Genomic DNA, 20128 nt, shown 5'->3' on the forward strand with positions numbered 1-20128 from the left:
AAATTATCCATGAATTTGTGAGATATAAAATCTATAATTGTTTTAAGGTAGTTTTAACGATGATTTTTTAACTCCATTGGTATACTATGTTATTTATAAAACAACCAACTTAGTTATTTTTATAATATGAAAAACTCGTTACTCGATAATCCATCTAGTGCAGAATCACGAGGAAAAAGAATCAGATTTGTTCGTGACCATCTTTTATCTCTTACTAGGAATGAATTCTGTCAAGATAGCGATATTACTTCTGCAGCAATCAAAGGATGGGAATTGGGCTGGGGAGGGGGATTAACTCAGCAGGGGGCTGAAAAAATTGCTAAACGTGCTAAACAACTCAATGTGTATTGCTCAGACTCATGGCTTATGCATGGCATTGGGCGAGAGGCTATTCATTTAACAAAAGATTTGGATATACAAGAGACCGATGAAAATCATATCGCTAAAGAATTACTGTTATTTAGCGAACTCCATAATTCTGTTAATGCTATTGTTAAAGATGATGGAATGACCCCCCTTTTATACCCAGGCAATTATGTTGCAGGAATAATATACAATAAAATTGAAAATGCTATAGGAAAAGAATGCATTGTTATTGATGATAACAATGATATATACATCAGAATTCTGAAGCCAGGTAACGACCAAAACTTATTTAATTTAGTTTGTCTCAATCAAAATCCAAGTCTTGTAAAAAAAGAAATTAAGAACATATCTGTAAGAATTGCAGCCCCCATCATTTGGATACGTAGAGTTTTTTTAGAGAGCGACTCTTGATGGAACAATATAATAAAGACATTTTAAATCATCCAGATTTTTATATAGTTAAATTCACCAAAAATTCAAGTATGCCTTATGTTCTTTTTATTCATGGAGGTCCTGGGTTTAATTGCGGAACTCTAGAATATCTTATTGATAATAATGAATTATTTAGTTCGCTAAACTATAATATCATATTATATGATCAACGAAACTGCGGTAAATCTAAGAAAACATCTATGGTCGTTTCGCATCAGGATAATATAGAGGATTTACAAAGAATAATTTTATATATAACAGAATTTTGTGAAATTGAAACGCAAGCTTTAATTGGACATAGTTATGGTGCAAAATTACTTTTTGATTACTATAAAAAATTCTCATCATTTATCCCTGGTGTTTTTATCTCTACAGCCAATTCTATACTTACCCCTCGACTAAATAACTTGATGCTTGATCTATCCTATTTAAAAAAGAGTAACTTGGTTGAATATAATAAATTATTCAATGTAATAAATGATCTTGATCTTAATAAAATATGGGAAATATCAGAGCAATTAACCCCCCTATTTCAACAAAACGAAGATAGGCCATACTTGTACTGGGCAAATTTAGAGTGTTTTCATATGGTTCAAGAAATTCAAAAGCGCATTCGACTTCCCACAGATACAGAAACGTTCATTAGTGTAAGAAAAGATCTTTATTCAAGTGAATTAAATTTTCCAGTTGATATTGATACGCTTGGTATCTCTAAATTATGGATAAATGGTTTTCATGATTTTGTTATGAACGGACATGAAGCAGCGTTGTCAAAAAATAAAAATATTTTAACTTTCTATAAATCTGCTCACTATCCACACATAGAAGAAAATAATCATTTTAGTGAGATTTTAAATGAATTTATCAAACATTCTTAAAATTATTGTCTTAATATTTTTTTTATCAGTATGCCCTGCTGTTATGGCTAATAATCAAATTAAAATATGCTTAACAGGGAGAGTTGTTGAAAACTTAAAATCCTATGGCCAATCATTTGAAAATGCTGCGAATCTTGCTTTAGACCAAGGTGAAAAATTTGGTAAAGTCGAGATTAAAAATTATTTTTACAATAATAGGCCTCTAGAGCCAATGCATGCGTATAAAAAAATGGTAAGTGAGGGCTGTTCAGCAATTATTGGATTTGAATATCTTTCCGATCTTTTATTGGCAATTAAAGAACAGAAAAACAATAATATACCAATATTTACCTCGTATGCCAGCACTACTGAAGTAGATAAATTGCCTAATAATGTATTTATATTTATGCCAAGCTATGATTCCCAAGCCAAAGAAATGTTAAATTATTTACGGAGCCGATTTAATAAAATAGATGACGTATTATTAGTTACAGAGATTAATCGTGATGAAATGTTAAAATATAAAGAGGTATATTCTGATGTCTTAAATAAAGAATATATTAAATATGACACATTCGATTTTTTAGAAAATGATAAAGAAATTTTAAATAAGTTACATACATTTTTAAAGAAAAAGAAATATAACTATGTTTTTCTATTGTCGGGTGCAATCGCATCAGCAAAGATTGCCGATGCTATGAATAATCAAAATACGATATTTATCGGGACAGAGAACTTTGGGTCATCAGTAAGTCCAACTTTTTTTATGCGGCTTAATAATAAATTGATCCAATCGTATTTTATTCGCAATTTAGATTTCATAAAACCAAGCCCTGCTTTGCAGGCATTTGAAAGTATTTATACTAAAAAATATCATGAACAACCTACAATATTAGCTGCATATACATACGATGCGATGCGAATGATTTTAAAAGCATTTAAGGTGGTTGGTTTCATTGATACACATAGTATATCTCAGATTAATTATAACGGGATCACCGGGGCATATATCAATAATGGTAAATTCCATCGTTCGACAAATTATATAATTTTGTCTGTCAATAAAGATGGATATAAATATGAAAAATAAAAGCCATTCAATAAAAACTATATTTATAAAAAAAATGGCATACTCAGCATTTATTCAGTTTCTTGTTTTTGGATTGATTTTGCTACTGGCAAAAGAGTATTTTGATAATAATCAGATAGGATCATTATCGAAAAATTTAATTATAAATGACTCATTTACTACGGATGAAATCGGAAGATATCAACTGCTGAATAATAAACATGCATTAGATTTGGCATTGTACAACTTAGAAAATGAACGCAAATTAGACTCAATAAAGTTTGTCTCAGATCAAAAACCATTGGAGAATCTTGGATCTTGTCAGTTAATTAGTGGCAATATCCATACTATTTGCAAAGCAGATAATGGTCAGTTTTCCGGTATAACTGCAATTAAAAAAGATGACCAAATACTTGGATATGTGATATCCAAAAAGCAATATAACTCGATTTTTTTAATACCTGCGTCTCATGGTCTATTATTGATTTTAATAACAGTTATTGGAATATTTCTTTTTAATTTTCTATTTTTATTCTTATCTATGAGAAAGACCATTGCAAATAGCACAGGATATTTACTTGATTTTATTTCTTCACATCAAAATAATAATGCCACTGAATTCTCGAAAGTAGATATTGATGAGTATAGACAAATAGCGACTAAATTTATTGAGGAACATAGCCAGACATTAAGCTTACAAAAGGAGAAGGCTTACTATGATGCAAGAAAAAAAATTGCTGAGCAAGTTGCTCATGACATCCGGTCACCATTAGCTGCAATTAATACAGCTTTATCTGATGTGTCTTCAATTTCAGAAAATAAGCGTATTATGATTAGAAATGCAGCTAAGAGAATTAATGATATTGCGAATAATATACTATCACAGTCAAAACATAATTCTTCCGAGTTGGGCAGTAACGATTTAGATGGAAATATATTACCTGAATTAATATTTGTTGTTTTAGACAATATTGTTTCTGAAAAACGGTATGAATATCATAACTCAAAAATTGATATCCAATTAAAAGTATCACCATGTTGCCACAGTTGTTTTTCTAATATTAATCTAGTTTCTTTTAAACGAGTATTATCAAATCTTATAAATAACAGCATTGAAGCTATTGATTGTAGTGGGTTCGTGATTATTTCCCTCCGATGTGATAATGACCAGGTTGAAATTACTATTGAAGACAACGGGTGTGGGATTCCTTCTGAAATTCTACCCCAAGTAACTGAGCAAGGATTTAGCTTTAATAAAAAAAATGGTGCTGGTTTTGGTTTATCTTATTCTAAAAAATACATAGGATTGCTTAATGGAAAAATAGAACTTCATTCAGAAGTTGGCATAGGTACAAATGTTACAATTTTTTTACCTCGCGCTAATCCCCCAGCTTGGTTCTGTGAAGCATTATTTATTAAAAATCAATCGGTAATTATTGTATTGGATGATGATCCATCAATCCATGAGGCATGGAATGAAAAATTCATAGGTTTTTCTGACTTTAGGATAGTACACTTCTATAATGCATCTGATTTGACATTAAAAAAAATAGAAGAATTAAAACCTGATATATATCTAATTGACTATGAGTTACTTGCAGATAATAAAAACGGATTGGACCTTATTGCTGATCTTGAATTAAAAACCAAAGCCTTTCTAGTAACCAGTTGTTTTGAAGACTTGACTGTACGCAATCGATGCAAAAAACTTGATGTTCAAATCATCCCAAAACCATATGTTCCTTTTATTAAGATTAACCTCTGCCACCAGATTTTAAGTAATGCTCCCTTTGTTTTTATTGATGATGATGAAATGATGCGAACCACTTGGGCTTTTGCAGCAAGTGATGCGGGTACACAAATCGCGTTATATTCCTCTATTGATGAATTCATGAGTGTAATTAATGATTATACAAATGATACAATAATTTATATTGACTCAGATCTTGATAACAATATCAAAGGTGAAGTTGAAGCTAAAAAGCTTTTTGATCTTGGTTTTACGGAAATTCATCTAGCTACAGGACATTCTCCAAAGCGGTTTGAAAATATACCTTGGTTAAAGTCTATTGTTGGGAAGTTGCCACCCTTTTAAAGAGGAAACCGCTATGAATTTAGAAGAAAAAAATAAGATAATTCATGATGTTACGAATTCCTTCGTAGTTATTAAAAGCATATCAAAATCAGCATCTAATTTTGTTAATAAAGTCTTAGAAAATAATAATTCCATTAGTAATGATCAAGTCGATCTATTTAAAAAAGCAATGTTATCTCTTCAAAAAGAGATATCTAAGATTGAAATTATGTTTCACGATAATTTTGATAAATGGTAGGTTCATTTATATGAAACCACTTTGTTCCAATGAATCGAGTTAGTTAAATTTCCTACTACGACACCATAATTGTAATTATCATCTAATTTTTTTGACTCAAAAATATATTTTTTCCAATCAGCCAGGTCTTCTTTATATTCACTTTCTGAAAATAAGAACAATATATTTTCTTTTTCTTTTATTTTTTTGATCAGTGCGTCTGGAAAAGAATAATCTTTTAATAAATCAACTTGGCTGTTAATTTTATCTTGATCTGATATGAGCAACCATGTTGGTTTACCATCTCTTGTCAAAAATAAAAAACTTCCTAACCGATCAATAAGATAGTATTCGATTGCATCATTTTTTCTAATAATTTGATTAAACAAATCTTTGAATGAATCATTATTTAATAATGATTTTAATGATCCACCACCATAATTAAGCGAATCACGTGAAAAATTAATAAAATATTTATTTGTTAACTCATTAATATAGACTTTCAACTGTTCAAATAAATTAACATGTGTCTTTAATATAAATTTATCTATAATCCCATCATTAAAAGCGTTGATTGCAATATCACTATCAGCTTCGGCTGTTAGTAGTATCTTGTATATGTTTCTATCACTTAGTTGTTTACAAAATTCAATGCCATTAATATTGGGCATTGAATAATCAACAACTAATACGGCAACATTATTAAAACGTGAAGGTTCATAAATCATATTAGGGGTTTGGGGAAGCATTTTACAGAATTCGCAGGTCTTAATTTAACATTATGAATTTAAAGGTTATTTTCCAAACTTCTAAAATTCAATTTCATCTCAAAAACTCCTATTTCTGACCCCAAAATTATTCACATAACTGATTATATATGAATAATATAAGCCGTTTTAGTTGTATTATGCGAAGCAAACAGCTATGCTAACTCCAGGGTTGATTATTCACATAATACACGCACATGAATCATGATGACTTGCTCAATGAATTTAGAACCGTACTGGAAAAGCAGGATTTGTCACTTGCCTCAATTACCAGTTATCTCCAAGGAATAAAAGTATTTACTACTTGGGTATTAGATTTTTATCAACAAGATGTTAGTCTTATCGAAGTGACATCCAATGATCTTCGTGCTTATCGAGAATATGTCTCCAAAGTACTTCGACGCAAACCTGCTACCATTAACCACCACATTCAGGTATTAAAACGATTTTATGCTTGGGCTTTGCAAACCCGACTGATTTCTGATGATCCAGCATCAGCTATTCATTTTGTGAAGCGAGTGACGACCACTAAACCACAGGCATTAAACAAAGAAGAAATTCATGCTTTGTTACGAGCCGCGGGCCTTTCCACTCATGGCCTTGCAATAAGAAATTATGCCATTGTGCAACTCATGTTACAAGCCGGTTTAAGAGTGGCAGAAGTAAAAAATTTAATACTCAGAGACGTAGTTATTAGAGAACGTTCGGGCTTTGTCAGTATTGTTGATGGGAAAGGTAGGAAGCACAGGGAGGTTCCATTGAATTCAGTGGCACGCAGGGCATTAACCAGCTATTTAGAAACACGAGATGCTATTGAAGCTGATGATTCATTATTTACTACTAAGCGCAGGGTTTCAGGAACCGTCAGAGCCCTACAACAACTGATTAGTGGACTCGCCATCCGGGCTAATATTACACGAATTAACGTCACGGCCCATACGTTGCGTCATACCTTTGCGGTTCAGTTTTTACAGGCTAATCCAGGATGTCTTGTTGAATTGGCGATGCTCATGGGGCATGAATCCATTGACACTACAGCCATTTATACGAGAGCATCAAAAGAAAAATTAGCAGAGCATATCGAACGTTCAGGGATAAATATCGATGCAAACCACGATTGAGATTACGGAAGATCAGTTAGCCATTGACTGGACACTCACTGAAAGTGATGTTCAGTTTATTAACAAAACCACAAATCAAAGTATTAAATTTGCCGCTCTTCTTTGCCACTTAAGGGCTTATGGGCGATTTATTGGCAAAGACGATACAGTACCGTTTATCGCCTTAAGTTATCTTGCCAAACAACTCGGGCAACCACTTTCAGTTACACCTGTCTTTGATAAAAACTCACATAGTTATATTCAGCAAGAAAAAATTCGTAATTATCTTGGATATACTGAGTTTAATGAGTCCGCGCAACTTCAATTAGAGGAATGGCTTGTGGTTCTCTTGCGCCAAGAAACCATGGACAAAAAACAACTGATCGCCCTGGCTATTAATCACTTAAAATTGAGCCGCATTGAGTTGCCATCGTCCTTAGTATTAGGTCGCCTGGTAAGCCAGAAAGTGAATAAAGCGGTTGAGGGATTTCATCGAAGTATTGCAGAAAGCTTAGCTCCTGGTAAACGGAAACAATTGTATCAATTAATCACACCAAAACACAAAGAAGCCTATGCTCAATTAGCGGAACTTAGAACATCGCCCCAGAATGCCAATAGCGAAGTGATGAATAAGTACCTTGACTATTTTGACCAAATTGAGCAGTTAGGGATTCTGGACTGCAATCTGTCAGCAATACACCCCGAGGTCATTAATGAACTGGCTCAAAAAGGTCGCTACTATGATGCCGCCCAGCTACGTGATATGGCTTCTAAATTAAAACAAGAAGCCATCATTATTTGTTTTTTGCATGAAACGGCTAAAACCATTCTTGATTACCTTGTTTATGTATATAAGCGAATATTTTTGGACATTAATCGACACGCTACCCATGAAGTAACCGCCGAGCGCGAGAAAGTATCCAGAAAAAATAAAGGGAAATTTAAACCCGCTAGTGAGTTCATTAAACAGGCTTATTCCCAAGCATCAGTTGGGCAGTTAACCCTCATGGAATTTGTGACCCAGTTTAATGAAGACACAATGCTTGAAACAGCCAGTGCCTGTGAGGCCATCGATAAGCTGGAGTCCTCTGGAGTTACCGATCATATCGTTAACCGATTTTCCTATGTCAGAAAATTTTCAAAACGATTTTTAAACTTAAAGCTCAGCGCAAGTGTTGGGTTAAGTTCATTAATGGAGGCACTTGAGCTTCTTCGTCAACTTCACAATGGCGAGATTAAAAAACTTCCTGCTGCTGTGCCAACAGACTTTCTGCCAAAAATGTGGAAGGATGTGGTGTTTGATGAGAATGGGGAAATCAAAGCCCATCACTGGGAAATGGGTTTTTATTACGTCCTCAAGAAAAAAATCAGCGCGGGTGATGTTTATCTTTCAAAAAGTCGTAATAATCGTTATTTTTGGGACACGGTTTATGGTGAGCAGCCCTGGGAAAACGAGCGAGAACAACAGTACCTTAAGCTTGCGCTACCCAATGATTTTGATACACTTCTGGAGACACTACGGGGGGAATATCATCGAGTAGCCACAAATGCCAGTAAGAGTTTACCCACTAATGATTTTGTAACAATTAAAGAGGGTAAATTTTGTTTCACCAAAGAGGATGCCCTGGTTATTCCTCCTGAAGTGGTCAAATTACGTAAGTTAATACAGTCCAGGATGCCTGCCATTAGAATTGAGAAACTCTTGGCAGAAGTCGCCAAAATGTCAGGCTGCATGGAAGGATTTACTCCTTTTTATGCACACACGCAACCGATAAAATTTCCATTAAAGCCATTGCTTGCGGCAATCCTTGCGCATGCAACCAATATTGGGCTGTTTGGAATGGGAACCAGCGCTGTTGGCATCAGCATTGATGCGCTGACCAACGCATCTCATGTTTATCTACGACAAGACAGCATCAAAGAGGTTAATCGTCGATTAATTAATCATTTATTGACTTATCCAATCAGTGAGGAAATGACGGATGGCTCTTATTCAACCTCGGATGGTGAGCGTTACCCCATTGAGAGAAAGTTTTTTCTCTCCTCTTATTATCCAAGATACTACGGATATTATGAGCGTGCGATTTCTATCTATACGCACGTGACAAAAGATGGTGTCTTTGGTACCCAGGTTATTTCAACTGGTGAAAGAGAAGCCTCTTTTGTGCTCACGGGGTTATTAGAGAATGATACTCTGCTCAATCCTGAGTTTCATAGCACCGACACACATGGCTTTACTGAGCATCTCTTTGCTCTGCTCTATTTAAATGGGTTTTCTTTTCATCCAAGGCTTAAGGATTTAGCCGAGCAAAATATTTATAAAATTGATGATGCAATGAGCTATGGTGACTTGGATGAAGTATTTCATGGTGCAGTGGATATTGAACTTATTCGTAAATATTGGGATCAAATTGTCCGTATTGTCGCCTCATTAAAGAATGGCCTGGCTCCAGCCCATGTGATAATCCAGAAATTGGCCAATCGAACTGATAATGTATCTAAAGCAATAAGAGCTTTGGGACGTATCATTAAATCCATTTATATCTTGCGCTATATTGCAGACAAAGATCTTCGTTATACAGTTCATTTACACCTCAATCATGGTGAGTCAAGACACCATCTGGCCAAGAAATTATTTTTTCTAAACAGAGGAGCCTTTAAAACCAGTGATTATGAGGAAATTATGAATAAGGCCAGCTGTTTAAGTTTGGTATCCAATGCTGTTTTAGTATGGAATACCCATCACATACAACACATAGTTGACGAACTTCGAGCAGAAGGACTCGATATTCCAAGCGAGCACTTACAAAAAATATCCGCGCTAATGTTTAAACACATTCAAATTTATGGCACTTATCACTTTGAGGATATTTAAGAACGGATTTAATATCCTCCTGAATCACTTGAAATAGTACTATAATATGGTATCATTAACCAATGAAAGCTAAACATAAAAAAGTGCTGCACAGCATATTTGAAACGCCAGTGAATGCCAGCATTATCTGGAAGGATATCGAGTCGTTGCTTATTAGCTTGGGTGCCGAATTATCTGAGGGGCGCGGATCACGAGTACGTATAGCGCTGAATGGTGTTCGGGCTGTTTTTCATCGACCTCATCCTAAAAAAGAGGCCGATAAGGGAGCGGTTGTTTCAATGAGGCGTTTACTGAAAGAAGCAGGAGTAGAGCCATGTTAAATTATAAAGGTTATCTTGGTCATGTAGAGTTTGATGACGAAAATGAACTTTTTGTGGGTGAAGTTATTAATACTAAAGATGTGATTACGTTCCAGGCTGATACAGCGCATGGGCTAAAACAGGCATTTGTTGAGTCAATAGATGACTATATTGACTTTTGTCATGAGCGAAACGAAAAGCCAGAAAAACCGTTTTCAGGGAAATTCAATCTGAGAATTTCTCCAGAGCTCCATCGTGAGGCCTATGTAGCAGCCAAACATTCTGGCATGAGCCTAAACTCATGGGTGTGTGATGTGTTGAAGCATGCTGTTTAATGTAAATTATAATGCGCTGCATTTTACGGATATTTAAGCGCTGGTAATGAGGGGGTTGATTATTCACATAATATGCCACCTGCTAAATCTGTAAAATACGTCCCGAAACCCCTATTTCTTATGGCCAGAAAACCTATTTAAAACCAAATGAAATTTCAGAAAGGATCTTACTTTCTATCTATGGGATGGGCACAAATGTTGGATTAAAACATATGTGCGCTGGAAATCCGCATGTCAGTGACCACCAGCTTAGACATATTAAAAACTATTTTTTATCCCCTGATAATTTAAAAAATGCACAGAGTAAAGTAGCAAATGCATTATTTAAAATAAGGCTAGAAGAGATTTGGGGCGGCATGCCAATAGCTGTTGCCAGTGATTCCACGCAGTTTTCAGCCTACTTTCAAAATCTGATTTCAGAATACCATAATCGCTATGGAGGAAGAGGCGTGATGATTTACTGGCATGTTGAAAAAAATGCCTGTTGTATTCACTCACAACTAAAAAGTGTGTCAAGCTCTGAAGTTTCAGCCATGATTGAAGGTGTTTTAAGACACTGCACAGAAATGTCCGTTCAAAAAAATTATGTAGATACTCATGGCCAAAGCGAAGTTGGTTTTGCCTTCTCGTATCTTTTAGGATTTTCCTTGATGCCACGGCTTGCCAATTTGAATAAACAAAGATTAGCACAATGTGAACTTGGTGATTATCAACTATATAAAGATTTACAGCCAGTTTTGACTGACACTATTAATTGGCAGTTAATTAAAGAACAATATGGTCAAATAGTTAAATATACTGCCGCAATGAAGGCAGGCCATGCTGATCCAGAATCTATCCTCAGACGTTTTAACCAAAACAACTTAAAACATCCAACTTATATGGCATTATCTCAATTAGGTAAGGTATTAAAAACTATTTTCATTTGTAATTATTTAATGCACGAATCCATCCGACAGGAAATTCAGGAAGGATTAAATGTTGTTGAGCTTTGGAATGGCGTTAGCAAGTTTATTTTTTATGGCCGCGCTGGGGAAATTTCATCTAACCATGAAAAGGCTCAAACATTATCTGTAATGTCCCTACATCTTTTGCAATTATCAATGGTTTATATCAATACGTTAATGATTCAGCAAATTATAGAAGAGCATGGTTTAAAAGATATACTGACAAAGGAGGATAAACGAGCATTAACCCCCCTTATTTACGAACATGTTAACCCGTATGGTTTATTTCCATTGGATTTATCAACACGCCTTCCTCATCTTCATTATAAGGCAGCTGCATAATGGAACATATATCAGCTAAAAAAATGGCTCAGAAGGTTTCAAGTCTGCTGAAAACACAAAATCCTAATTATGATTATCTTCGAGATGTATTCCGGTTCGTAAGAGAAAATCTTAATATCGAAGTAACAACGACACTCAAACGCTTACCTTACGTTCCCACTGAGGATGAAATTAGACTCTTTTATAAAACTGTTTGGGAATCTCACGACATTATACCGATGCTGATTGTTAAAGTTTTGCTTTATACAGGGATAAGAGTCAGCGAATTAATTAATATACAGTTATGCGACATTGATTTAACCTAAGCTTGCAGGTATTGAGCGATCCATATCCCCCCACAAGTTAAGACATTTTTTGTTTACTTGGCTTAAGAAGCAAAACATTGATGACGCTTTTATTCAACCTTATTCAGGCCATGCTAAAAGAGATTCTCTTGAAATATACTCCAAGTTAAGCCTAGCTAATGCACAAGATAAGTATAACGATGTAATTGGGGATTTTCCCATATGAGATTTTAGATTTTGCATCAGGGCGCAAGTTCCGGAGCGCTAGGCCCATTAGGAGAGTAGTTGCCTATAAAAGCACGGTCATCGTTAAGTGCAGTCCAGATAACAATAAATACATAATGCAAAGGAAAAATGCGCGAACCTATCTCTCTTGTGGACGGATTCAATACAATATTATCCATTTGCTCCCATTGATAGGCCTCAGTAACCATGGTCTTAGGAAAAACTTCCGGCAGTTTTGCTTCCAATCGAGTGATTAATGGCTGAAGGTGAGCGAACTCAGGCATATCTTTTGCAAGATTAAGAGCCCGAAACATCTCTTGATGACAAGCAAGGTATGTGTCATTTAATGAATCTTCTTCCAAGCATCTGGTCTTATTGATTTGGTTATTTACAACTACCTCACGCTCTTTTTCAGTAACTTTAAAACCATACCTCCTTTCCAGTGCCATTAATCCTGCAGCAACGCTGGCTGAATGGGCAAAGTCATGCGTTCCATCTTTTGCAGTAAGACGTGCTAATTCATTTTTTTCAGCGGCCATTGAGAGTTCCTGTAATGTATATAGGTATTCATAATATAATTATGTCCTATTTTAAAAAGCGCTTCTACTACCTCGCTCCGAAGCGTAACCTATGGGGTTGGTAAGGTTTTTGTCACCAAATCCACCTTCGGTTTTTCTTCCTTGAATCGCTCATTTAGTGCAGCCCACACTTTATTGCTTTCGCCTTTGAAAAAGGCATTCGAATAGGAATAGTGGGATGAATAGTGGGGTGTGGCTATGTGAGTGGCCGTAAGGTCACGTAGTTGATTCATACTATCCTCTGATAAATGCACAATAATGCCTTCCAAACTGTCTGATGAAATGATGTTAGTTAATTCATTCAGGATAAATCTATTGTCTGTTTTAAGGATTTCAAAAAACACGTCAGGCTTTTCTTTAGCCAATGAAGATAAAATAGGCACAGTAATTTGTGGAGTAATGGGCTCAGGAACAGCACTTAGGCGCATGTAGGTATAGCAGAAAATCTGTAAAAAATCTTTGGCAGTTTGAATGAACGCTGGCAATTGATCTTGCATGGCTGTAGCAAGGGTGGTGATTTGTTCCGGATTAAGATACTGCAAGACCCACCCAAAATCCTCAGCCGTTTGAATGAGCACTGACAATTGACCTTGCATACTTTGCAAAATATCTACCTTTTGCCCCGGATTAAGATACTCAAAGACCCACCCAAAATCCTTAGCCGTTTGAATGAGCGCTGGTAATTTACCTTGCATGCTTGCAACCAGAGTAGTGATTTGTTCCGGATTAAGAACTAGTAAGACCCACGCAAAATCCTTAGCCGTTTTAATCAGCTCTGGCAATTGACCTTGCATGCCTGCGACTAAAGCTACCTTTTGCCCCGGATTAAGATCTTGCAAGACCTTCTTAAAATCCTCAACCGTTTTAATCAGCTCTGGCAATTGACCTTGCATACCTGCCACAAGAACAGTGATTTGTTCTCGATTAAGATACTTCAAGACCCACGCAAAATCCTGAGCCGTTTTAATCAGCGCTGGCAATTGATCTTGCATGCCAGCAACAAGGGTAGTGATTTGTTCCGGATTAAGAACTAGTAAGACCCACGCAAAATCCTCAACCGTTTTAATCAGCGCTGGTAATTGACCTTGCATACCTGCGACACATGCTATTTTTTGCTTCAGGTTAAGGGACTGCAAGACCCTCGCAAAATCCTCACTCGTTTTAATCAGCGCTGGCAATTGAGCTTGCATGCCTGTAATAAGGGTAGTGATTTGTTCCGGATAAAGGTGCTGCAAGACCCTCGTAAAATACTCAACCGTTTGAATCAGCTCTGGCAATTGACCTTGTATGGCAGCAACAAGATCAGTGATTTGCTGCGGACTAAGGTATTTTAAGAGCCATATAAAATCACCCTCCATGCTAATAAGCGGAAGTTTGTGCTCATTTAAGCTCTCAACGAACGGAGCAAATAACTCCCCGGGAATAGAATACAGCACAGACAATAACTGCTCTTTATTTTGCACCGCTAAAGTCCCAAAGGGCATCCACAACAAGTCATTCTCGCTTTTTGGTAAAGGATTGCCTTTTTTTAGCACGTCAAGCAACATCAATTGATTGATTAAGCTCGGTGTGTAGGAGGATGCTTTTAAGGTAGCTGTCTTAGCGGTATCGCTGCTCTGAGGCTTTATGAGGCTTAATGTTTTTTCAAATACTTCGGTGAATAAATCACTCCATTGGGCCACAGGCGTCATCAATGCATGCAATACAACACGATTGATTTCATAGGGAGAAAAATAGGTCTCACCATTGCTTAGGGATTGATTCATTAGTGTTCGCAACGAATCATCGCTTAAAAGTATTAAGTGCTTGTGGCTCCATACAAAACGGTACAAAGGGTGGCGAAGATGTTTGTTTTCCCAATTCATTCCTTGGGACCACAAAGCAAAAAAATTCTCAATAAATGCTTTGCCACTGTCTTTTAATGCTTTTTGTTCTACAGCAAGAAGTTCTTCTACAAAAGAACGGGAGGGCTCTACAGCCTGCGGCTGCTTCTCACTAAATTGGCGGATACATTGCTGTAAATAAGCAACCGCCTGTTCTTTTTTGCTGTCACTTTCAGCTTCGGAGTATAATCCCATTACAGCAAGTAAGGTTTTCTCTTTAGTTAAAAAATCAATGCATTGAACCAGCTGGGCGGTCAAAATCAGCTGCTCTTGCTGCGACGCATCGCTAAGAAAATGGTTGTGTTCGCTATTTATCCAGCCAATAAGGGTACGTAAATCCTCTAAATAATCCGGCTTTTCCTGCGTGCTCGACTCTAAATTATTCGTTACATTTACCAAAAAATAAAGCGCATGCAGTGTCTTTGAAATGGCAGGGTACTTGCTGAGCTCGAGACTTGGCGGTTGATAGGCGATGATTGTATTCATTAAGGACTCGACCTTCTTATCCAGCGGTACGCCATGGTGCATCAGGAACTCTGTCAGTGCCATGGTGGGATTGAGCGTCAGAGTCACAGGAAGAGGGCCAAGGGCTCCGGAATCATCCTGTATCCAGGCAAGCAGATTGGCTTGCACTGCCTGCGCACGCTCCTCCGATAAATTATCAAGATAGTGTGAAAAATACTCGGATAAAAGGCGAAGAAACTCGGCGTTTAAAGCGATATCAAGATCTTCAATCATATCAACATCAGGGTGGATTTTATTCAGGCAGAGCACCAGGGCATTGCGAGCCCCCTGCGAGCACGTCCTATCCTGGATATTCGCATCCATTGTTTTAAAAAAAGTTAACAGACGATGAGAACGATCTGCTTGCGCTTGTTCCAGGGCACTTTTATCATCATTAGGAGAGTAGTTGCCTATAAAAGCACGGTCATCGTTAAGTGCAGTCCAGATAACAATAAATACATAATGCAAAGGAAAAATGCGCGAACCTATCTCTCTTGTGGACGGATTCAATACAATATTATCCATTTGCTCCCATTGATAGGCCTCAGTAACCATGGTCTTAGGAAAAACTTCCGGCAGTTTTGCTTCCAATCGAGTGATTAATGGCTGAAGGTGAGCGAACTCAGGCATATCTTTTGCAAGATTAAGAGCCCGAAACATCTCTTGATGACAAGCAAGGTATGTGTCATTTAATGAATCTTCTTCCAAGCATCTGGTCTTATTGATTTGGTTATTTACAACCACCTCACGCTCTTTTTCAGTAACTTTAAAACCATACCTCCTTTCCAGTGCCATTAATCCTGCAGCCACGCTGGCTGAATGGGCAAAGTCATGCGTTCCATCTTTTGCAGTAAGACGTGCTAATTCATTTTTTTCAACGGCCATTGAGAGTTCCTGTAATGTATATAGGTATTCATAATATCATTATGACCTATTTTAACACAATATTATAAAAAAAAGCGCTTCTACCACCTCGCTCTGAAGCGTAACCTATAGGGTTGGTAAGGTTTTTGTCACCAAATCCACCTTCGGTTTTTCTTCCTGGAATCGCTCATTATAGTGCAGCCCACACTTTATTGCTTTCGCCTTTATAAAATACCAATGATCATTTAATAACCAGAAGTGATACAATAATATTTTTTCCTATGGTATAAAATATATGCTGCCTACCCACGAGATAATAATCAATAAGATTTTGGCTCTAAGCCCTGAAGAGAGCTCTCTTGATTTGAGTGAATCCGCACTCTACCAAATGGAACATGCAGATTTATTGGAGATGTTAAGGCGTATTCCAGAAACAAATTGTTAATTTAAACTTAAGCTGGAACTACCCTGGCAATAAAAGTCTTGATGAATTAAAAGCAATTTTTAATGCGTTGCCTAAAGGATTGCAGTCGCTTGATTTAAGCGGCCAGTCTTTGCATTTGCGCCCTTATTCAGAATTAATGGAACTCTTCAATTTAACTTTACCGACTGTCCAGATAGTAACCGAACATCAGCCGTTAAAAGATTTTATTCTCTGCTGGAGGTTGGTCCAATGGCTCAAGCAAGATTTTGCGCAAGACACTATTCTACCCATAGCACAACACACCCATGTTTTTTTAAATAGTTTAAAAGAAGAAGAAAAAAATACAATACGCCAGTTTTTAGAAGATCATATTAACGCTTTAGGTGCAGAAAAGCCCTGGGGTTATTTAAGCCGCATTTATCTGGACAGCCCTGAGTGCAATTGCCTGTCTCCAGACGTCCTCGATGATATAACTCTGTCTCATCAATTCATTGGCCTGGTGTGTACGTCGGACCTGTTTTGTGACAACTTTGTTCCCACTTTAATTTTATAGTTGTCATTCATGATGATTTCAATTAAGATTCCATCCTATTAATGGCTGATAGCAGCCATATTTGATGTATAAAGTTCCGCCTCTGTTAATATTAATTATATTTATTTGAGATTGTTTCTTGCACTTCATCTTTAGTAAGACCTGTATACAACAATGCGCCAATCAATATCTTTTGTTTCTCTTCACTACGCATTGAGGGATCGCTAGACAATAACGAATGAATATTTTTTAAAAATTGGACACGTTTTTCTTTTTCTTCATTATTTATTGGTTTTTGAGTAAACAACTTCATATATATTCTCCAAAATCGATAATATTGATTATTTTTGATACTTCTTGAAAGACAAGAATTGCAGCATTATAGAATAAGTTTTAATTTTCCAAAAATATTTTTGCTACCCACCAGTTTTTTTATTATTTTTAATAGCAAAGATTAAAAGCTTTATAGTTTTCAGTATATTCGTTCCGTTAGGTATTTAACTCCGTTCTATGCTTAAATTGGAAATTTATCTATTTTTTCATTATATATCTCTTGTGCATCTGCTAATGATAATTTTGAATAAATTTCTAAAGATTGCCTTGTCTCATGACCAGAATATGGCTGAATTAACGCATCATCAATTCCTTGTTTTTTAAGCCAAGTAAATAAAAAATGTCTTAGTTTATGCGGTGATATAGATTGTTGTATTCCTGCCTCCGTGGCATAGTCTGCTAGAATTTTTCTTATTCCACGAGTAGTAAACGGCTTTTTGCGATTCGATTCAAAAAGATAAACTGCCCCATTAGCCTGTTCAGCATTCACAAACAGGATGAGTATTTCTCTGAAACCATGTGGAAACGGTACGATACGATCCTTACTGCCTTTTCCTTGATTAATTCTGATTTGGCATCGATCAAAATCAATGTCCTCCATTTTTAGATTAACCAACTCTTGAACTCGAATCCCCGTATAAAGTAGTGTTTTGATTAGAACCATGTGCTTTGTATTCCTGGTTTGCCAAACAATACTGTAATACCGCTTCAACTCTTCCTCTGTAGGCACATAAGGCAATCGTTTAGTTTGCGTTGTAATCAGACTTAGAATATAGCATGTTGCATCACACATCACTTCTGCCCCGATACATAAATCAAAGATATTGATTAACCCAGCGAACCATGTCTTGAGAACTCATTACCCCAGAGTGCCGCGCATTTTCTTTTCCTTGGGAAAAAAGTATTAAAGTAGGAATACTTTGAATGTTATAGCGAGAAGCTAATACTTGTTCAAGTTCCGTATTGATTTTAACTAATCTAACTTTGGGCTCAAGCTGCTTAGCAGACGCTTCAAAATAAGGTGCCATCATTTTACACGGACCACACCATTCTGCCCAAAAATCAACAAGTAAGGGAATATCATTCTTTTTGAGATGAAGATCGAATTGCCGAGCGTTTAATGCAGCAGGCTTTCCATCAAAAAGTGCGGTTTGACATTTACCGCATTTGGGGCGCTCAATCAAGCGCGTAGAAAGCAAACGATTTGTGATATGGCAGTGTGGACAAACAATATGGATCGAATCATTCATAATACTATTTCTCTTGATTAGATTTTTCAATTTTATGTGCTCTTAACGAATAACGTGTAAAAGCATTAATCTCCGAATAAGGTAATGAGTTGGATGCACCAGATTTTAAATATATGTGCTCATCTAACCATTCCCTCTCTAAACTTAACTCATCAATATTTAAAGTAATATGCCAGCATTTAGGTAACGATTTAGTACCATCAGACCAACGATACTTACGAGCACTCAACATATCTTTCTTATCAAAGGGAGCGTTTACAGCACATATTATTGCTTCTTTTCGACGAACATTTGATTTTAGTTCATCAAATGCCCCTTTCTCCTGAATCAACAAATTAAGTGTTGCCCAACAATCAACAATGGCTCGATGCCCCTCGTAAAAATAACCTAATTTAAAATTAAGATATTCTAATTTGCTACTCTCATATCCCCTGCCCTTCCAGTCAATATCTGCAATAGTGCAGGCAAAAGGTTTTTTCTCTACAACCTTCTTGATGACATCTGGTGTTTGTAACTCCAAAAAATTTCGATCAAACTGGCTATTATGGCAAATGATAACATGGGACTGACTCAGTATTGAGTAAACAAGATTCCAATCAATAGCCTTACCTTTGACATCTTCATCAGTAATTTTAGTTACCTTAGTGATTTCCGCTGGAATAGGTTTACCTGGATCTTGAAGTTCATTGTAACTATCAAATATATTGATAATTCCATCCCCATTGGTAAATGAAAATGACAATATTCCGATTTCTATAATTTCATCAGATTTCGGATCCATACCCATCGTTTCTAAATCGATAATCGTTCCTATAAAAATTTTAGGATCTTGATAATTGACTGAGGGGATTTGAACAGGTACACGTCTTAAAAGCTTGTAATCTGGATTATTTATTATTTCTTGTACGGAATCATTCATTATAAAAGCCCATTTATACCGCGTCTTTCTAATTAGGGTTTGTTATACTTTTGCCCTTCTGTTAGAAGTCTCTATGTATGTAAGTAATGTAATTTCAAATCTGCCGCAATGGCCTCAAAATCCAGCAAATCAAATACAGGGGTTATTAAACTGTATACTGATTTTATATATTCTGGATCGAATAATTCAGGATATACATAAACACACCAAGCAATTACTGTTTGACTGTAAATACATGTTTTATCGATATTTAAAATAATAATCCATGCACAATCTAATAAGATCAGTATATTTGTTTCTGTGTTAAATGTAAGTGTAGCTTTAGGATCTTTGTCTGCATGTTTAATAAAATTTTTTGAAGTATTAAATATGCGCCTAAATTCCTTTTTCCCATCAGGCGTTAATGCTGACGAGTCAATCATGTGGGAATCGCCGCTCATTGCACATAAGACTTCATGTGCAGCATGAGCAAGATGATGAATTGAAATGGCACTCCTTTTTTCAAAAAATAATAGAGTAGCTTCATTAAACAAGTTACGTGCTACATTTATTTTATTAATTTCAATTAATTTCATACACTTTATAATCAAATCATTGTTTTAAGGGATCTAATTTTAAAATTAATCAGAAT

The 20128-nt window shown here is 36.1% G+C and carries 21 protein-coding genes; 13 read left to right on the forward strand and 8 right to left on the reverse strand.

The features are described 5' to 3' along the window. Positions 1-126 precede the first annotated feature (126 nt). From E1P08_RS14570 to E1P08_RS14590, 5 genes are read left to right on the forward strand one after another with little or no spacing between them, the layout of a single operon-like run. Complete coding sequence (locus tag E1P08_RS14570) at positions 127-777, forward strand: hypothetical protein (protein WP_058475051.1); 651 nt, start codon at positions 127-129, stop codon at positions 775-777. After that, positions 777-1676 carry an alpha/beta fold hydrolase gene (locus E1P08_RS14575; protein WP_133137729.1) on the forward strand — a complete coding sequence of 300 codons (900 nt, stop codon included), beginning with the start codon at positions 777-779 and terminating at the stop codon, positions 1674-1676. Before E1P08_RS14570 ends, E1P08_RS14575 begins: the two co-directional genes overlap by 1 nt. Continuing rightward, positions 1654-2745: a type 1 periplasmic-binding domain-containing protein gene (locus E1P08_RS14580; protein ID WP_133137730.1), complete on the forward strand. Its 1092-nt coding sequence runs from the start codon at positions 1654-1656 to the stop codon at positions 2743-2745. Before E1P08_RS14575 ends, E1P08_RS14580 begins: the two co-directional genes overlap by 23 nt. Further along, complete coding sequence (locus E1P08_RS14585) at positions 2735-4819, forward strand: ATP-binding response regulator (RefSeq protein WP_133137731.1); 2085 nt, start codon at positions 2735-2737, stop codon at positions 4817-4819. Before E1P08_RS14580 ends, E1P08_RS14585 begins: the two co-directional genes overlap by 11 nt. Before the next feature lie 13 nt (positions 4820-4832). Beyond that, the gene (locus E1P08_RS14590; RefSeq protein ID WP_133137732.1) at positions 4833-5057 is read left to right on the forward strand and encodes a hypothetical protein; all 225 of its coding nucleotides are present in this window, start codon (positions 4833-4835) and stop codon (positions 5055-5057) included. Between the two features lie 2 nt (positions 5058-5059). Here E1P08_RS14590 and E1P08_RS14595 read toward each other — a convergent pair whose 3' ends face one another. Further along, on the reverse strand, positions 5060-5785 hold the full coding sequence (locus E1P08_RS14595) for a response regulator (protein ID WP_133137733.1): 726 nt from the start codon (positions 5783-5785) through the stop codon (positions 5060-5062). Between the two features lie 215 nt (positions 5786-6000). On the opposite strand from E1P08_RS14595, the gene E1P08_RS14600 reads away from it, so the two are divergent. The 7 genes from E1P08_RS14600 to E1P08_RS17795 all read left to right on the forward strand — a co-directional run bounded on the left by E1P08_RS14600 (position 6001) and on the right by E1P08_RS17795 (position 12211). Next, positions 6001-6924 carry a tyrosine-type recombinase/integrase gene (locus E1P08_RS14600; RefSeq protein ID WP_133137734.1) on the forward strand — a complete coding sequence of 308 codons (924 nt, stop codon included), beginning with the start codon at positions 6001-6003 and terminating at the stop codon, positions 6922-6924. Beyond that, positions 6908-9778 (forward strand): Tn3 family transposase, encoded by a 2871-nt coding sequence (locus E1P08_RS14605; protein ID WP_133137735.1) that lies wholly within the window; start codon positions 6908-6910, stop codon positions 9776-9778. Before E1P08_RS14600 ends, E1P08_RS14605 begins: the two co-directional genes overlap by 17 nt. 62 nt (positions 9779-9840) lie before the next feature. After that, the gene (locus tag E1P08_RS14610) at positions 9841-10098 is read left to right on the forward strand and encodes a type II toxin-antitoxin system HicA family toxin (RefSeq protein WP_133137736.1); all 258 of its coding nucleotides are present in this window, start codon (positions 9841-9843) and stop codon (positions 10096-10098) included. After that, positions 10092-10412: a type II toxin-antitoxin system HicB family antitoxin gene (locus E1P08_RS14615; RefSeq protein WP_133137737.1), complete on the forward strand. Its 321-nt coding sequence runs from the start codon at positions 10092-10094 to the stop codon at positions 10410-10412. Before E1P08_RS14610 ends, E1P08_RS14615 begins: the two co-directional genes overlap by 7 nt. A gap of 152 nt (positions 10413-10564) precedes the next feature. Beyond that, on the forward strand, positions 10565-11701 hold the full coding sequence (locus E1P08_RS14620; protein WP_278043071.1) for a transposase: 1137 nt from the start codon (positions 10565-10567) through the stop codon (positions 11699-11701). Continuing rightward, positions 11701-12006, forward strand: a complete 306-nt coding sequence (locus E1P08_RS17360) for a hypothetical protein (RefSeq protein ID WP_207387377.1) — start codon at positions 11701-11703, stop codon at positions 12004-12006. Before E1P08_RS14620 ends, E1P08_RS17360 begins: the two co-directional genes overlap by 1 nt. A 49-nt stretch (positions 12007-12055) precedes the next feature. Next, entirely contained in the window at positions 12056-12211 is a 156-nt protein-coding gene (locus E1P08_RS17795; RefSeq protein WP_423202244.1) for a hypothetical protein, read from the forward strand. A 16-nt stretch (positions 12212-12227) separates the two neighbouring features. Here E1P08_RS17795 and E1P08_RS14630 read toward each other — a convergent pair whose 3' ends face one another. Then, positions 12228-12749 (reverse strand): hypothetical protein, encoded by a 522-nt coding sequence (locus tag E1P08_RS14630; protein WP_133137739.1) that lies wholly within the window; start codon positions 12747-12749, stop codon positions 12228-12230. Between the two features lie 89 nt (positions 12750-12838). Beyond that, positions 12839-16060: a phage tail family protein gene (locus E1P08_RS14635; protein WP_133137740.1), complete on the reverse strand. Its 3222-nt coding sequence runs from the start codon at positions 16058-16060 to the stop codon at positions 12839-12841. 491 nt (positions 16061-16551) lie between these two features. Here E1P08_RS14635 and E1P08_RS14640 point away from each other — a divergent pair, with 491 nt between their 5' ends. After that, positions 16552-17016, forward strand: a complete 465-nt coding sequence (locus tag E1P08_RS14640) for a hypothetical protein (RefSeq protein ID WP_133137741.1) — start codon at positions 16552-16554, stop codon at positions 17014-17016. A gap of 91 nt (positions 17017-17107) precedes the next feature. On the opposite strand, the gene E1P08_RS14645 is transcribed toward E1P08_RS14640, so the two are convergent. The 5 genes from E1P08_RS14645 to E1P08_RS14665 all read right to left on the reverse strand — a co-directional run bounded on the left by E1P08_RS14645 (position 17108) and on the right by E1P08_RS14665 (position 20072). Then, positions 17108-17308 (reverse strand): hypothetical protein, encoded by a 201-nt coding sequence (locus E1P08_RS14645; RefSeq protein WP_133137742.1) that lies wholly within the window; start codon positions 17306-17308, stop codon positions 17108-17110. A gap of 201 nt (positions 17309-17509) precedes the next feature. Then, complete coding sequence (locus E1P08_RS14650) at positions 17510-18121, reverse strand: tyrosine-type recombinase/integrase (RefSeq protein ID WP_133137743.1); 612 nt, start codon at positions 18119-18121, stop codon at positions 17510-17512. A gap of 22 nt (positions 18122-18143) precedes the next feature. Continuing rightward, entirely contained in the window at positions 18144-18578 is a 435-nt protein-coding gene (gene trxC, locus E1P08_RS14655) for a thioredoxin TrxC (protein WP_133137744.1), read from the reverse strand. Positions 18579-18582: 4 nt separating this feature from the next. Further along, a complete protein-coding gene (locus E1P08_RS14660; protein ID WP_242602488.1) occupies positions 18583-19497 on the reverse strand; it encodes a 3'-5' exonuclease in 915 nt (304 codons plus the stop codon). 71 nt (positions 19498-19568) lie between these two features. After that, on the reverse strand, positions 19569-20072 hold the full coding sequence (locus E1P08_RS14665; protein ID WP_133137746.1) for a hypothetical protein: 504 nt from the start codon (positions 20070-20072) through the stop codon (positions 19569-19571). Between the last annotated feature and the right edge of the window lie 56 nt (positions 20073-20128).

Origin of the sequence: Legionella rowbothamii, assembly GCF_900639985.1 — a bacterium.
Classification (GTDB): domain Bacteria; phylum Pseudomonadota; class Gammaproteobacteria; order Legionellales; family Legionellaceae; genus Legionella; species Legionella rowbothamii.